General features: G+C 73.5%; 14 protein-coding genes and 3 pseudogenes. 3 read left to right on the top strand and 14 right to left on the bottom strand.

Annotation, left to right across the window (positions count from 1 at the left end):
- Positions 1-63 precede the first annotated feature (63 nt).
- The gene (locus U6N30_RS13980; RefSeq protein WP_324278299.1) at positions 64-1,026 is read left to right on the top strand and encodes a 5'-3' exonuclease; all 963 of its coding nucleotides are present in this window, start codon (positions 64-66) and stop codon (positions 1,024-1,026) included.
- Here the strand turns inward: U6N30_RS13980 and U6N30_RS13985 are convergent.
- The 12 genes and pseudogenes from U6N30_RS13985 to U6N30_RS14040 all read right to left on the bottom strand — a co-directional run.
- Positions 983-1,465, bottom strand: coding sequence for a DUF4333 domain-containing protein (locus U6N30_RS13985; protein ID WP_324277745.1), 483 nt, complete (start codon positions 1,463-1,465; stop codon positions 983-985). The two genes, U6N30_RS13980 and U6N30_RS13985, sit on opposite strands and share 44 nt — an antisense overlap.
- A gap of 196 nt (positions 1,466-1,661) precedes the next feature.
- Positions 1,662-3,242: a DEAD/DEAH box helicase gene (locus tag U6N30_RS13990; RefSeq protein WP_324277746.1), complete on the bottom strand. Its 1,581-nt coding sequence runs from the start codon at positions 3,240-3,242 to the stop codon at positions 1,662-1,664.
- Positions 3,191-3,625 (bottom strand): hypothetical protein, encoded by a 435-nt coding sequence (locus U6N30_RS13995; RefSeq protein WP_324277747.1) that lies wholly within the window; start codon positions 3,623-3,625, stop codon positions 3,191-3,193. Before U6N30_RS13995 ends, U6N30_RS13990 begins: the two co-directional genes overlap by 52 nt.
- Positions 3,622-4,506, bottom strand: a complete 885-nt coding sequence (locus tag U6N30_RS14000) for a DEAD/DEAH box helicase (protein ID WP_324277748.1) — start codon at positions 4,504-4,506, stop codon at positions 3,622-3,624. The genes U6N30_RS13995 and U6N30_RS14000 overlap by 4 nt, the downstream gene beginning before the upstream one ends.
- Before the next feature lie 123 nt (positions 4,507-4,629).
- Positions 4,630-5,529: a diacylglycerol/lipid kinase family protein gene (locus tag U6N30_RS14005; RefSeq protein WP_324277749.1), complete on the bottom strand. Its 900-nt coding sequence runs from the start codon at positions 5,527-5,529 to the stop codon at positions 4,630-4,632.
- 5 nt (positions 5,530-5,534) lie between these two features.
- Positions 5,535-6,371 carry a twin-arginine translocase subunit TatC gene (gene tatC / locus U6N30_RS14010; protein WP_324277750.1) on the bottom strand — a complete coding sequence of 279 codons (837 nt, stop codon included), beginning with the start codon at positions 6,369-6,371 and terminating at the stop codon, positions 5,535-5,537.
- Between the two features lie 79 nt (positions 6,372-6,450).
- Positions 6,451-6,807, bottom strand: coding sequence for a Sec-independent protein translocase subunit TatA (gene tatA / locus U6N30_RS14015; RefSeq protein ID WP_324277751.1), 357 nt, complete (start codon positions 6,805-6,807; stop codon positions 6,451-6,453).
- A gap of 90 nt (positions 6,808-6,897) precedes the next feature.
- Positions 6,898-7,092, bottom strand: coding sequence for a hypothetical protein (locus tag U6N30_RS14020; RefSeq protein WP_324277752.1), 195 nt, complete (start codon positions 7,090-7,092; stop codon positions 6,898-6,900).
- A gap of 9 nt (positions 7,093-7,101) precedes the next feature.
- Complete coding sequence (locus U6N30_RS14025; RefSeq protein ID WP_324277753.1) at positions 7,102-7,794, bottom strand: helix-turn-helix transcriptional regulator; 693 nt, start codon at positions 7,792-7,794, stop codon at positions 7,102-7,104.
- Positions 7,774-8,078: pseudogene (locus tag U6N30_RS33860) on the bottom strand (protein pafC); the annotation flags it as partial. The pseudogene U6N30_RS33860 and the gene U6N30_RS14025, both read right to left, overlap by 21 nt.
- 55 nt (positions 8,079-8,133) lie before the next feature.
- Positions 8,134-8,364, bottom strand: a complete 231-nt coding sequence (locus U6N30_RS14035) for a WCX domain-containing protein (RefSeq protein WP_479690603.1) — start codon at positions 8,362-8,364, stop codon at positions 8,134-8,136.
- Positions 8,365-8,531: 167 nt separating this feature from the next.
- A pseudogene (locus tag U6N30_RS14040) lies at positions 8,532-9,110 on the bottom strand (helix-turn-helix transcriptional regulator); the annotation flags it as partial.
- An 86-nt stretch (positions 9,111-9,196) separates the two neighbouring features.
- On the opposite strand from U6N30_RS14040, the pseudogene U6N30_RS14045 reads away from it, so the two are divergent.
- A pseudogene (locus U6N30_RS14045) lies at positions 9,197-10,518 on the top strand (DUF3866 family protein).
- Positions 10,515-10,808: a putative quinol monooxygenase gene (locus U6N30_RS14050; protein ID WP_324277754.1), complete on the top strand. Its 294-nt coding sequence runs from the start codon at positions 10,515-10,517 to the stop codon at positions 10,806-10,808. Before U6N30_RS14045 ends, U6N30_RS14050 begins: the two are co-directional and overlap by 4 nt.
- A gap of 3 nt (positions 10,809-10,811) precedes the next feature.
- Here U6N30_RS14050 and pafA read toward each other — a convergent pair whose 3' ends face one another.
- Both pafA and prcA read right to left on the bottom strand, forming a co-directional pair.
- Positions 10,812-12,170: a Pup--protein ligase gene (gene pafA, locus U6N30_RS14055; RefSeq protein ID WP_324277755.1), complete on the bottom strand. Its 1,359-nt coding sequence runs from the start codon at positions 12,168-12,170 to the stop codon at positions 10,812-10,814.
- A gap of 82 nt (positions 12,171-12,252) precedes the next feature.
- Complete coding sequence (gene prcA / locus U6N30_RS14060) at positions 12,253-13,455, bottom strand: proteasome subunit alpha (protein WP_324277756.1); 1,203 nt, start codon at positions 13,453-13,455, stop codon at positions 12,253-12,255.
- Between the last annotated feature and the right edge of the window lies 1 nt (position 13,456).

Genomic DNA, 13,456 nt, shown 5'->3' on the forward strand with positions numbered 1-13,456 from the left:
GTTCTCCGCAATCCCTTCCCCGTCGATACCGTCAGACCGCTACCGTCCGCAGCCGTGACGACGATGCTGCTGGACGCAGCCAGCCTCTACTTCCGGGCCTTCTACGGCGTCCCCACCAGCGTGACGACGCCGGACGGCCGGCCGATCAATGCCGTCCGCGGCTTCCTGGACATGACCGCCCGGCTGATCGCCGCGCACGGCCCCGACCGGCTCGTCGCCTGCTGGGACGACGACTGGCGGCCGGCCTTCCGGGTGGCGGCCCTGCCCTCCTACAAGGCCCACCGGGTCGCCGTGGAGGGCGGCGAGGAGGTGCCCGACGAACTGAGCCCGCAGGTGCCGGTGCTCGTCGAGGTCCTCGCCGCCGCCGGTGTCGACCGGGTGGGCGCTCCGGGCTTCGAGGCCGACGACGTCATCGGCACCCTGGCCACCCGGGCCCGCGGTCCGGTGGACGTCGTCACCGGCGACCGCGACCTCTTCCAGCTGGTCGACGACGCCCGCGAGGTCCGGATCCTCTACACCGCGCGTGGCATCAGCGACATCGAGTTCGTCGACGAGGCGGCGGTCGCGGCCAAGTACGGGATCCCCGGCCGTGCCTACGCCGACTTCGCCGTCCTGCGGGGCGACCCCAGTGACGGGCTCCCGGGCGTGGCGGGCGTGGGCGCCAAGACCGCGGCCGCGCTGATCAACGAGTTCGGCGACCTCGCCGGCATCCGCGCGGCCGTCGCGCGCACCGTCGTCCCGAAGCCGCCGCTCACCGCCGCCGTCCTGAAGAAGATGCTCGCCGCCGCGGACTACCTCGACGCCGCGCCGGTGGTCGTGGCGGTCGCGAAGGCGATCGACCTGCCCCCGGTCGAGGAAGCCTCCCCGGTCCCCCGCCGACCCGGAGGCGCTGGCCGAGCTCGCGGCACGGCACGGCATCGAGAACTCGGTCAGGCGGCTGGCCGCGGTTCTCGGCTGGCCGGCGGACGTGCTGGGCTGAGGGTCAGGGCTCGGTCCACGTGTAGGCCGCGGTGGCCTCGTCGGTGATCGCGATCTGCAGGGTCACGTCCTCGCCGTCCGCGGTGGTCCCGGTGCACTCGTAGGTCGCGCCGGAGGCCACCTCCATCTCCTGGGCGCACTCGAGGTCGACGGCCACGCCCTCCCGCTCCTCGAACTGGCTGCCGACGTCCTGCTGCACGGCGTTCCGGTCCAGCACCGTCGTGGACATGGTCAGGGCGAGGACGACACCGAGGGCGATGGCCGCGACGATGCCGGCAGTGACCGCGGCGATCAGCCCGACCCGTGACTTCGCCGGCGCCGTCGGCGGACCTCCGTACGGCGGCTGTCCATACTGCGGCTGCCCGTACTGCGGCTGCCCGTACTGCGGCTGCCCGTAGGGCTGGGCGGGCGGCTGGAGAGGCGGGCCGTACGGGCCCGGTGCCGGGGACTGCCCGTACTGGCCGTAGGGCTGGGACGGGTACGGCACCGGCGCGGTGGGATGGCGGTCGGTACCCGGCTGCTCCCGGTGCCCGGGCCGGGCTCGTGGCGGTCCGGGTCGTCGCTGCCCAGCGGCGGGTTGGTCATGATCGCTCCCGGTCCGGCGTTCCCCGCGTCGTCGCCGTACGCGGGCGGTCGAATGATGCCCTACGCGGGGCCGCCACGGCCGCTGCCGGAACCTCCCGTCAACCGCCGACCGCCACGGCGACGACACCGCGGCGCACCCGGCCCACGGCGGACCTGGCCACTCCCGCGACCGGCTCGTCGGCGACCTTGGCCAGCTGGTCGAGCAGGTCGATGAGCTGCCGCGTCCAGCGGACGAAGTCGCCACCGGAGAGCTCGGTGCCGGCCTGCTCGGCACCGGCCAGCACGCGGTCCAGGCTCTGGCCGTCGGCCCACCGGTAGGCGGCCCAGGCGAAACCCAGGTCCAGGTCACGCGTGACGCGGACACCGTGGTCGGCCTCGACGTCGTGCAGCCGCGCCCGGATGCGCCGCATCTCCCCGATGGCGGTCGCCACCTTCCCCGCCGGGACGGCGGGCAGGGCCGGGTTGTCGCAGCGGGCCTCGAACACCAGGGTCGACGCGGCCGCGGCGAGCTCGGCCGGGTTCAGGCCGCGCCACGCACCCGCCCGCAGGCACTCCGCGACCAGCAGGTCGGCCTCCGACCAGATCCGCGCCAGCCGGCGGCCGTCGTCGGTGATCACGGGGACGTCGTCGGTCGCACCGACGACCTCGGTGTCGGCCGGGACCAGCGGGACCACCTCGGGGACGAGGTAGCCCAGCTCCTCGAGGACGTCGCAGGTGGCGTCGAACTGACGGGTGAGGGAGCCGGTCCGCTCCGCCATCTTCTTCTGCAGGGCGTCGGCCTCCCGCACCGCGCGCAGCCAGCGCTCCGCGACCCGCACCCGTTCCTCGCGGTCGGGCAGCTGGTGCACGGGGTGGTTGCGCAGGGCCTGGCGGAGGTCGCCGAGCACCGGATCGTCCGCGGCCGCCGACCGGTTCTTGATCCGCCGGGCGCCGAGGTCGTTCTCGACGCGGGCGTTGCGGAGCGTGGAGGCGAGGTCGCGACGGGCGTGCGGGCTGCGGTGGTTGAAGTTCTTGGGCACCTTCACGCGGGCCAGCGCGCTGACCGGCGTCGGGAAGTCGACCGATCCGAGCCGGCCGGCCCACTTGTCCTCGGTGACCACGAGCGGCCGCGGGTCCGCGAGGTCGGTGATGCCGGCGTCGACGACCACGGCCAGGCCCTGCCGTCGCCCGGACGGCACGCGGATGACGTCGCCCGGGCGCAGCGCGGCCAGCGCCTCGGCGGCGTCCATGCGCCGCTTGGCCTGCGAGTCGCGCGAGAGCTCCTTCTCCCGGTCGGCGATCTCCCGGCGCAGCTGGGCGTAGGCGCCGACGTCGCCCCGGTCGGAGTGCATGTCCGTGGCGAACCGCTCGGCGTCCTGCTCGTGGCGGGCGGCCGCGCGGGCCAGCCCCACCACCGACCGGTCGGCCTGGAACTGGGCGAACGAGGACGCCAGCAGCTCCCGGGCCCGCGCCCGGCCGAACGAGCTGACCAGGTTGACCGCCATGTTGTAGCTCGGCCGGAACGAGGACTTCAGCGGAAAGGTGCGCGTGCTGGCGAGGCCGGCGACCACGGACGGGTCCATGCCCGGCGCCCAGATCACGACCGCGTGACCCTCGACGTCGATCCCGCGGCGCCCGGCCCGGCCGGTCAGCTGGGTGTACTCCCCGGCGTGACGTCGACGTGCGCCTCGCCGTTCCACTTCGTCAGCCGCTCCAGCACGACGCTGCGCGCGGGCATGTTGATGCCCAGGGCGAGGGTCTCGGTGGCGAACACCGCCTTGACCAGGCCGCGGACGAAGCACTCCTCGACGGTCTCCTTGAACGCCGGCACGAGCCCAGCGTGGTGGGCGGCGAGGCCGGCCAGCAGGCCCTCGCGCCACTCCCAGAAGCCCAGGACGTGCAGGTCCTCCTCCGGCAGCGACCCGGTACGCCGGTCGATGATCTCGGCGATCTCGGCCCGCTCGGCCTCGTCGGTGAGCCGCAGGCCGGACAGCAGGCACTGGTGGACGGCGGCGTCGCACCCGTTGCGGCTGAAGACGAAGGTGATCGCCGGGAGCAGCCCGGCGGCGTCCAGCCGGGTCACGACGTCGGAGCGGGCGGGCGTCCGGTACCGGGGCCGCTGCCAGGAGTCGCGGCGGCCGTTGCCCGTGCCGCCGCCGTGCCAGGAGTCGATCCGGCGCTCGTGCTCGCGCACGTACCGGACCAGCTCCGGGTCGACCACCGAGGACCCGCGCTCCCGGGTGGACAGCTCGCGCGGCTTCTCGCCCTGCTCCCCGCGTGCGCCGCCGGGCGGAGGGCGAACAGGTCGAAGACCCGGTTGCCCACGAGCATGTGCTGCCAGAGCGGGACCGGGCGCACCTCGCTGACGACGACCGTCGTGTGGCCCCGGACGGTGACCAGCCACTCGCCGAACTCCTCGGCGTTGCTCACCGTCGCCGACAGCGAGACGAGGGTGACCTCCTGCGGGAGGTGGATGATCACCTCCTCCCAGACCGCGCCGCGGAACCGGTCGGCGAGGTAGTGCACCTCGTCCATGACCACGTAGCCGAGTCCGCGGATCGCGGGCGACTCCGCGTAGAGCATGTTGCGCAGCACCTCGGTGGTCATCACGACCACCGGTGCATCGCCGTTGACGGCGTTGTCGCCGGTCAGCAGGCCGACCTCGTCCGGCCCGTACCGCTCGACGAGGTCCGCGTACTTCTGGTTGGAGAGCGCCTTGATCGGCGTCGTGTAGAACGCCTTGCGGCCTTCGGTGAGCGCCTTGTGGATGGCGAACTCGCCCACGACGGTCTTCCCGGCGCCGGTGGGTGCGCAGACCAGGACGCCGGAGCCCTCGTCCAGCGCCTCGCAGGCCTCGACCTGGAAGGGGTCCAGCGAGAAGCCCAGCTCGGCGGTGAAGTCCGACAGCGTGGGGTGGGCGGTCCGCCGCCGGGCAGCCGCGTACCGCTCAGCGGGGCTGGACATGCTCCCCACAGTAAGGACCTGCCTGCCCCCGCCATGTAAGGACCCCGTCCTCCTCATCCCTCGCACGCTCGGGACGAGCCTCGGGACGCGGCCGGCGGCGGGCCCCTGCAGGCCGGCCATCGGCTAGCGCCCGGTGCCCACCACGTGCAGGGCGCCCGGGACGCACTCGGCGACGGCGGGAAGGGGCGCCACCGGCTCGCCGTCGGCGTACGCCGTGACCCCCGGGCTCGACAGCTCCACGCGGGAGGCGCGGAACACCGACACCGCGGGGTGGTCGACGTGGGCGCCGGTCGCCAGCCGCGGCTTCTGCCGCATGAGCGCCAGGCGCGTCGAGGCCCCGACCACGGTGACGTCGAAGAGCCCGTCGGCCGGGTCGGCGCCCGGGCAGACCTTCAGACCGCCGCCGTACCAGGCGGTGTTGCCGACGGCGACCATGGTGACCGGGAGGGTCTGCGACTCCCCGTCCAGCACCACTGTCAGCTCGCGGGGCCGCAGCCGGGCCAGCTCCGCCACGACCGCGACGTCGTAGCGGCGCCGCCCGCGGGGCCAGCGCATCCGGTTGGCCCGGTCGCTGACGGCGGAGTCGAACCCGCAGCACAGCACCGTGGCCCACCAGCGGTCGCCGGTCCGGCCCGCGTCGACCGAGCGGGTCGTGCCGGCCTTGAGGTCGTCGGCAGCGGCGCGGGCGGCGGCTGCCGGGTCGATGTGCCCGCCCAGGGCCCGCGCCAGGTCGTTGCCCGTCCCCGCAGGGATCAGCGCCAGAGGGGTCGGCGTCCCGGCGACGGCCTGGAGGGCGGCGTGCACCGTGCCGTCGCCGCCGACGGCGACCACCGCCCGGGCGCCGGCGGCGACGGCGTCGCCGGCCTGCCGCTCACCCTCGGCGCCGGTGGTGGCAGGCAGCACCTCGGGCGAGAAGCCGGCGTCCCGGAACGCGGCGAGCACCTGACCCGCCAGGTGGGTGCCGCGGCCCCGGCCGGCCGAGGGGCTTACGAGGACGACGACGTCCGCCGCAGTGGTGCTCATCGCGCTCAGCGGGCCGTCGGCGAGGAGGCGTCGTCGAGGGAGGACGGCCGGGCGTCCAGCGGCGAGGCCTCGTCGTCCCCGAGGTTGTGGAACCCCTCGATGGCCGCGCGCCTGGCCCGGCGTCTGTCCACGACGCGGGCGGTCTGGATGGCCAGCTCGAAGAGCAGGATCATCGGACCGGCCATCGCCAGCATGGTGAACGGGTCCTGGGTCGGGGTGACGAAGGCGGCGAAGACGATGGTCAGGAAGAAGATCCACCGGCGGGACTTCTTCAGCGCGTCGTAGCTCAGCACCCCGACGAGGTTGAGCGCCACGGCGATCAGCGGCAGCTCGAGGGAGAGGCCGAAGGCGACCAGCAGGCTGATGACGAAGCTCAGGTACAGCGGCGCCGTCAGCTGGAAGGCGACCTCGTCACCGGCCAGCCGCAGCAGCAGCTCCAGCCCCTTGCGCAGGGTCAGCCAGGCGAGCACGGTGCCGCCGGCGAAGAGCAGCGTCGAGGCCGCGACGAAGCCCACCGTGTAGCGCTTCTCGTTGCGCTTGAGCCCCGGGGTGATGAACGCCCAGAGCTGGTACAGCCAGAACGGCGCGGAGAGCCCGATCCCCGCGATGAAGGCGATCTTCAACCGGAGCAGGACCCCGCCGAAGACGTCGAGCACCACGAGACGGCAGTCGCCGTCGCCGTCGAGCCGCAGGCGGTCGGGCACCTCGCAGTAGGGCCCGGTGAGGAAGGTCAGCAGGCCGCGGTCGTACCAGATGAACCCGACGACGGTGCCCAGCGCGATGAAGAACAGGGCCTTCGCGATGCGGTTGCGCAGCTCGGTGAGGTGGGCGACCAGTGTCATCGTCGCCTCGGCGTCGCGCGGGGCGCGACGCCGTCGCAGCCGCGGACCGCTCACCGTCGTCCTGCCGGGTGCGGGAAGGTCAGCGGGAGCCGTCGGCCGCGCGCGACTGCTCCGCGCGGGCGCGCAGCTCGGCGGCGCGGGCCTCGGCGACGCGGGCCTCCTCGTGCAGCTGGGCGCTCAGGTCGCCGCCCGAGGGCGCGGCGGGCGCGGCGGGCGCGGCGGGCGCGGCGGGCGCGACGATCTCGCCGCGGACGGGCGTGGTCGTGGCCGAGTCCTTCGTCCGCACGTCGTCGTCCTTCATGCCCTTCATCTCGCCCTTGAAGATGCGCAGCGAGCGACCGAGGGAACGGGAGGCGTCGGGCAGCTTCTTGTAGCCGAACAGCAGCAGGATGGCCAGGATGATCAGGCCGATCTCCAGCGGGCCGAGTCCGCCCATGACAGGTCCTCCAGACGTGGGGTCTTCGCGGGCGATGCTACGCCGACCGATGTTCGTCCCCGGTCGCTCACACGGATGTTCCCCTGTGGTTCAGCTCCGCTCGCCGAGCGCGTTCGCCCTCGCGGCGGTCGCCCCCGCCTGCTCGAGCAGCGGACGCACGTCCCGCTCCGCGGCCTCCAGCTCCCGGCCGAGCCGGCCGAACGCACCGAACGTCCCGTACCCGACGACGCCGAGGACGACGAGCGCCAGCGCGACGACCACGGCCAGCACGATCCAGAACAGCACCCGGCGACCCTAGCCGGTGGGCCCGACCCCGTAGCGGGCCAGCGCGGCACGGGCGTCAGCGGCGACCTGTTCTGCCAAGCCGGCCGGCTCGTCGACCAGCGCCTCCCCGCCGAGCGAGGCGACCAGCCGGCGTGCCCAGGCGAGGTCGTGGGTTCGCACGGTCACCGCGAGGCCGCCCGGCGGGTCGTCCACCGGCTGCACGGAGTCGACTGGGTAGTAGTCGGCGACCCAGCGCGCGCTGCGGGACAGCCGCAGCCGCACGGCCGGTGACCCCGGATCGGGCTGGTAGACGCCGTTGTCGAGGTCGCGCTCGTGCGCCTGTGGCGGCGGGGCGGCCCGCTCGTCGAGCACCACGACGTCGTCGACCCGGTCCAGGCGGAACAGCCGCACGCCCTCGGCGCGGCGGCACCACGCCTCGAGGTACCACTTCCCGTCGACCAGCAGCAGGCGCATGGGGTCGACCGTGCGTTCGGTCCGCTCGTCGCGGGTGGGGACGTAGTAGTGCAGGTGCAGCGCCCGCTTTCGCTCGAGGCCGTCGCGGACGACGGCGAGCGCCTCCTCGCGGGCGTCCACGCTGACCGCCACCGGGGTGACGCGATCGGCCGCGTGCCCGGCGGCGGTGGACACCTTCGCCAGTGCCCGACTGACCGCGTCGCGCTCGGCCAGGCCGGGCAGCTCCAGGAGCGTCCGCAGGGCGACCACCAGGGCGACGGCCTCGTCGGTGGTGAGCCGCAGGGGCGCACCATGCCGGCGGTGAACGTGACCCGGACGCGGTCGCCCTCGAACGACAGGTCGATCAGGTCACCGGGGCCGTAGCCGGGCAGCCCGCACATCCAGAGCAGCTCGAGGTCGCTGCGCAACTGCCGCTCCGGAACGCCGAAGTCGCGGGCGGCCTCGGCGACGGCGACGCCGTCCTCGCGGGCGGTGAGGTACGGGATGAGCGCCAGCAGGCGCGTCATGCGGTCGGTCGTGCCGGTGGTGCTCATCTCGGGGTCCCCGCGGAGACGTGGAGCGCCAGCGGAACGTCTTCGTGGGGTGAGTTCATGCCGGCACCCCCATCGCGGCCAGCCGGGTGAGCCGGGCGATCACGGCGCCCCGCACCTCGGCCGGTGCCTCCACGAGGACGTCTGAGCCGTACGCGGCCAACTGGTCGGCGAGCCGTCCGGGCTCGGTGGTGCGCAGCTGCAGCAGGTCGTCGCCGTCAGCGGCCGGGCCCAGGGGCGTGGCGTGCCGCCGCAGGCCGATCGCCGTCCCGGGGCGGGCGCGGACCACGACGAGCTGCTCCTCGCCGGTGACCTGGCCGGCGACGACCTCGGCGAGGTCGAGGCCCTCCGGCGGCTCGAACGCGCCCCCGAGCCGGTCGCCTTCGGCGTCCCGACCACGCGGGAGAGGCGGAAGACGCGCGGGGCGGCGCGGTCGAGGTCATGCCCGACCAGGTACCACCGGCCGTGCCACGCGACGACGCCCCACGGCTGGACTCGGCGGCGGGCCGGGACGTCCTCGTCGGGCCGCTGGTAGCCGAACTCGAGCTGCCTGCGGTCCCGGGCAGCGGCGTAGCAGGGCTCGAAGGCCGGCTCGCCGGCATCCAGGCGGGGCTGCAACGGGATGGCGCGGGAGCTGTCGACGTCGATGCCGGCCGCCTTGAGCTTGACCAGCGCGCTGTGCGCGGCCCCGGCCAGCTGGGCCGACTCCCACAGGCGCAGCGCCAGGCCGACGGCGGCGGCCTCCTCACCGGTCAGGTGGATCTCGGGCAGCTCGTAGTCGGCCCGCGCGATGCGGTAGCCGTCCTCGGTGTCGAAGGCGCTGGTGCGGCCGGTCTCCAGCGGCACGCCCATCTCGCGCAACTCCGCCTTGTCGCGCTCGAACATCCGCTTGAACGCCTCGTCGGCGCGCTCGGAGCCGTCGTCGGCCTCGTAGCCGGGCACGATCGAGCGGATCCGGGCGGCGGTGACGTACTGCCGGGTGCTGAGCAGGGCGATGACCAGGTTCACCAGTCGTTCTGCCCGCTTGGCCGCCATGGCGCTCAGGCTAGTCAGCCGCCGCGGCTCTGGTGCGCCGGTGTCGCCGCTCCTGGCCAGTACCGCGGCCGGCAACGTTTGCCTTGATGGCGGCTGTGGTCGTTTTGTCGGTGGGGTGGGGCAGGGTGCGGTTGTGCCTCGTCGTCGGGAGTCTGGCCCGCCGTGGCCCGTCCCGGAACCGGCCCCGGTTCCAGGAAGTCGCTCGCCGGCACCCGCCGCGAGGATCAGGCACCGCCCGCCCAGGGCGAACCTTGCCTGACACGGCACTAGCCTGCCTGCATGCCCTTCTCCTCCTCCCCTCCCTGCCCTCGCGCATCCGTTGGCGGCGCGGGCGGGTCACGGAGACGGGGCGCCGGGGACGGGACACCTTGCAGCTGACCGTCGAGGTCCTCGACGAGGGCTCCCTGCCCGCGCTCGCCTACCCCTCGCTGGTCGGCATCCCCGAGGTCGGGGACGACGTGCTGCTCAACACCACCGCGCTGGCCCAGGGCCTGGGCACCGGCGGCTTCGCCATGGTCGTCGCCGTGCCGGACCGGCTGCCTCCGGACCCCGAAGGCCCGGGTCACCTGGTCAAGGCCCGGTACACCCCGCTGCAGGTGACCGTGAGCGGCGTCGACGAGCAGGAGACCGAGCACCACGCGCTGCTCGCCGAGGCCGACGACCTGGGGGCATGCCGGTCGTCGTCGCCGACCTGCACTCGGCGCTGCCGGCGATCCTCATCGGGATGCTGGCCACCGACCCCGACCTCAAGGTCGCGTACGTGATGACCGACGGTGGGGCGCTCCCGGCCGCGTTCTCGCGGACGCTCGACGCGCTGGCGAAGTCCTTGGCCGGGGTGATCACCGTGGGGCAGGCGTTCGGCGGCGACCTGGAGGCGGTCACCCTGCACACCGGGCTGCTGGCTGCGCGGCACGTGCTGGGCGCCGACCTGGCGATCGTCACCCAGGGGCCGGGCAATCTCGGCACCGGGACGCCGTGGGGCTTCTCCGGGGTGGCGTCCGGCGAGGCCTGCAACGCGGTGACCGTGCTGGGCGGCGAGCCGGTCGGTGCGCTGCGGATCTCCGACGCCGACCCGCGCACCCGGCACCGCGGGGTCTCCCACCACTCGCTCACGGCCTTCGGGCGCGTCGCGCTGGGTGACGTCACGCTCATCGCGCCGCGCGGGCTGTCCTCCGAGCTCGGCGGCCAGATCGACGAGGACCTGGCGGGTCAGCCCGACCGCAACCCCGTCGTCTGGGTGGACACCGACGGCCTGGACGACGCCCTGGTCCTCTCTCCCGTGCCGCTGCGCACGATGGGCCGCGGGTACCCCGAGGAGCGCGCGTACTTCCTGGCCGCGGCGGCCGCCGGCCGCTACGCGGCGCTCCGGGTGCCGGTGCCCGGGGTCGAGGCGGAACCGGCATCGTGATCATCGTCGCCGGCTGGCTGCGGGTGGCTGCGGACGAGCGGGACCGCTACCTGGCCGCGGTGGCCGACGTCGCCCGCCTGGCTCGCGCCGCGCCCGGCTGTCTGGACTTCACCCAGGCCGCGGATCCGCTCGACGCCGAGCGGATCACCGTCTACGAGCGCTGGGAGTCCGACGACGACCTGCTGCGGTTCCGGACGTCGGGCGACCCCGACGCGCCCCAGCCCGAGGTTCCGGACCTGCTCGGCGCCGAGGTGCGGAAGTACCGGATCTCCTCCGTCGAAGAGCCGTGACGTTCACATAGAGGCGATGAGCTTGTCGACGCGGTCGTCGACGGCCTTGAACGGGTCCTTGCACAGCACGGTGCGCTGAGCCTGGTCGTTGAGCTTGAGGTGGACCCAGTCGACGGTGAAGTCGCGCCGCTTCTCCTGGGCCTTGCGGATGAACTCCCCGCGCAGCCGGGCCCGGGTGGTCTGCGGGGGCACGTTCTTGGCCTCGAAGATCCGCGGCTCGTGGGTCACCCGCTCGACCTGACCGGCCCGCTCCAGCAGGTAGTAGAGGCCCCGGCGGCGGCTGATGTCGTGGTAGGCGAGGTCCATCTGGGCGATCCGCGGGGAGCTGAGCGGCAGGTCCCGCTTGGCCCGGTAGCGCTCGAGCAGGCTGTACTTGATGGCCCAATCGATCTCGCGGTCGATGAGGCTGAGGTCCTCGGTGTCGACGGCCTTGAGCACCCGGCCCCACAGCTCCAGCATCTGCCGGTGCTCGGGGCTGCAGCCCTCGCGGTCGGCGAACTCCGCGGCCCGGGAGTGGTACTCGGACTGGATCTCCAGCGCCGACATCTCCTTGCCGTTGGCCAGGCGGACCTTCCGCCGTCCGGTGATGTCGTGGCTGATCTCGCGGATGGCCCGGATCGGGTTCTCCAGCGTCATGTCCTTGATGGGCGTGCCGGCCTCGATCATCCGCAGCACCAGATCGGTCATGGTGACCTTGAGCAGCGTCGTCGTCTCGCTCATGTTCGAGTCGCCGACGATGACGTGCAGGCGGCGGTAGCGCTCGGCGTCGGCGTGCGGCTCGTCGCGGGTGTTGATGATCGGGCGGGAGCGGGTGGTGGCGCTGCTGACGCCCTCCCAGATGTGCTCGGCGCGCTGGCTGACGCAGTAGATGGCGCCCCGGGGCGTCTGCAGGACCTTGCCGGCGCCGACCACGATCTGCCGGCTGACCAGGAACGGGATGAGGACGTCGGCCAGCCGGCTGAACTCGCCGTGCCGCCCGACGAGGTAGTTCTCATGGCAGCCGTAGCTGTTGCCCGCGGAGTCGGTGTTGTTCTTGAACAGGTAGATGTCGCCGGTGACGCCCTCCTCGGCCAGCCGCTGCTCGGCGTCGACCAGGAGGCCCTCGAGGATCCGCTCGCCGGCCTTGTCGTGGACGACCAGCTCGGTGAGGTCGTCGCACTCGGCGGTGGCGTACTCCGGGTGGCTGCCCACGTCGAGGTACAGCCGGGAGCCGTTGCGCAGGAACACGTTGGAGCTGCGCCCCCACGAGACCACCCGCCGGAACAGGTACCGGGCGACCTCGTCCGGGGACAGCCGACGCTGCCCCTTGAAGGTGCACGTGACGCCGTACTCGGTCTCGATGCCGAAGATCCGTCGGTCCACGATCCGAGACTAGGCGCCGGGAGCGACAGCGCGCGTGTCCCGTGCCACAGGAACGGTCACGAGCGGGTGAATGCCGTGGTCGCTAGGACCGCTTCTCGTCCAGCCGCTGCAGCAGCTCGTCGAACGCCTGCTCGATCGCGCCGTGGTCGTTCTGCGCCGCGCGCTGCTTGCCGTGGATCAGCGCCGCCCGGTTGACCTTGGCGAAGTCGCCGTACGGGAACGCGTAGCGGCCCTTGGTCTCCTCGGAGGCGTCGGGATCGATGGCGAGGTGCCACGAGCCGTAGCCCTCGTAGCCGTGCTCGTCGATCTCGGCGTTGCCGTCGTCCGCGGACGGCGCGGCGTCGGACCACTCGGTGTCGACGTCGACCGTGCCGGCGTCGATGAGCTTCCGGGCCTGCGCCACCGCGTCGTCGTTGAGGCGGTAGCTCGGCATGTCAGTCCTCCGTGGGGGTGGGCCGCCGGCGGTGTCGGGGTTGGCCGGGTCGCCGAGCCCGGCGGGGGTGCCCGGTTCGGATACGCTCGGCGCGTGGGCGGCGGTCGGCGGGGCGTCCTTCGTGGCGTCGGGCGTCGGGTCGTCGCCCAGGAGCGTGCGCAGCGCCGACCCGGTGATCCGCCGGAAGGCCCGCTTGGGCCGCCGGCGGTCGAGAACGGCTACCTCCAGCTGGGCGCCGGTCAGGCGGGTGGGCCCGCCGTTGGTCGCTCCCGCGGTGACCGGACTGACGGCCGAGAGGGCGCGGACGCCGACCTCGAGAGCGTCGGACAGGCCCAGCCCGGCGTGGAAGTGCTCGCGCAGGTGGCCGGTGACCGCTTCGGCCTGGCCGCCCATGACGACGAAGTCCGGCTCGTCGACGATGGAGCCGTCGAAGGTGAGCCGGTAGAGCTGGTCGCTCTCGGGACGGTCGCCGACCTCGGCGACGCACAGCTCGACCTCGAACGGCTTGGTCTGCTGGGTGAAGATCTCACCGAGGGTCTGGGCGTAGGCGTTGGCGATGACCCGGCCGGTGACGTCGCGGCGGTTGTAGGAGTAGCCGCGCACGTCGGCCAGCCGCACGCCGGCGACGCGCAGGCTCTCGAACTCGCTGTACCGGCCCACCGCGGCGAAGCCGATCCGGTCGTAGAGCTCGCCGACCTTGTGCAGCGTCGAGCTGGGGTTCTCGGCGATGAACAGCACGCCGTCGGCGTAGGTGACGACGGCGACGCTGCGACCGCGGGAGATGCCCTTGCGGGCGTACTCCGAGCGGTCCCGCATGAGCTGCTCGGGTGAGGCGTAGTACGGCATGGTCATG

Source organism: Blastococcus brunescens, assembly GCF_035320885.1.
Lineage (GTDB): Bacteria > Actinomycetota > Actinomycetes > Mycobacteriales > Geodermatophilaceae > Blastococcus_B > Blastococcus_B brunescens.

What these genes read in the sequence shown, in the direction of transcription:
- prcA (WP_324277756.1), bottom strand. Translation starts at nt 13,455, where the DNA reads ATGACCATGCCGTACTACGCCTCACCCGAGCAGCTCATGCGGGACCGC.
- tatA (WP_324277751.1), bottom strand. Translation starts at nt 6,807, where the DNA reads ATGGGCGGACTCGGCCCGCTGGAGATCGGCCTGATCATCCTGGCCATC.
- U6N30_RS14005 (WP_324277749.1), bottom strand. Translation starts at nt 5,529, where the DNA reads ATGAGCACCACTGCGGCGGACGTCGTCGTCCTCGTAAGCCCCTCGGCC.
- U6N30_RS14000 (WP_324277748.1), bottom strand. Translation starts at nt 4,506, where the DNA reads ATGTCCAGCCCCGCTGAGCGGTACGCGGCTGCCCGGCGGCGGACCGCC.
- tatC (WP_324277750.1), bottom strand. Translation starts at nt 6,371, where the DNA reads ATGACACTGGTCGCCCACCTCACCGAGCTGCGCAACCGCATCGCGAAG.
- U6N30_RS13980 (WP_324278299.1), top strand. Translation starts at nt 64, where the DNA reads ATGCTGCTGGACGCAGCCAGCCTCTACTTCCGGGCCTTCTACGGCGTC.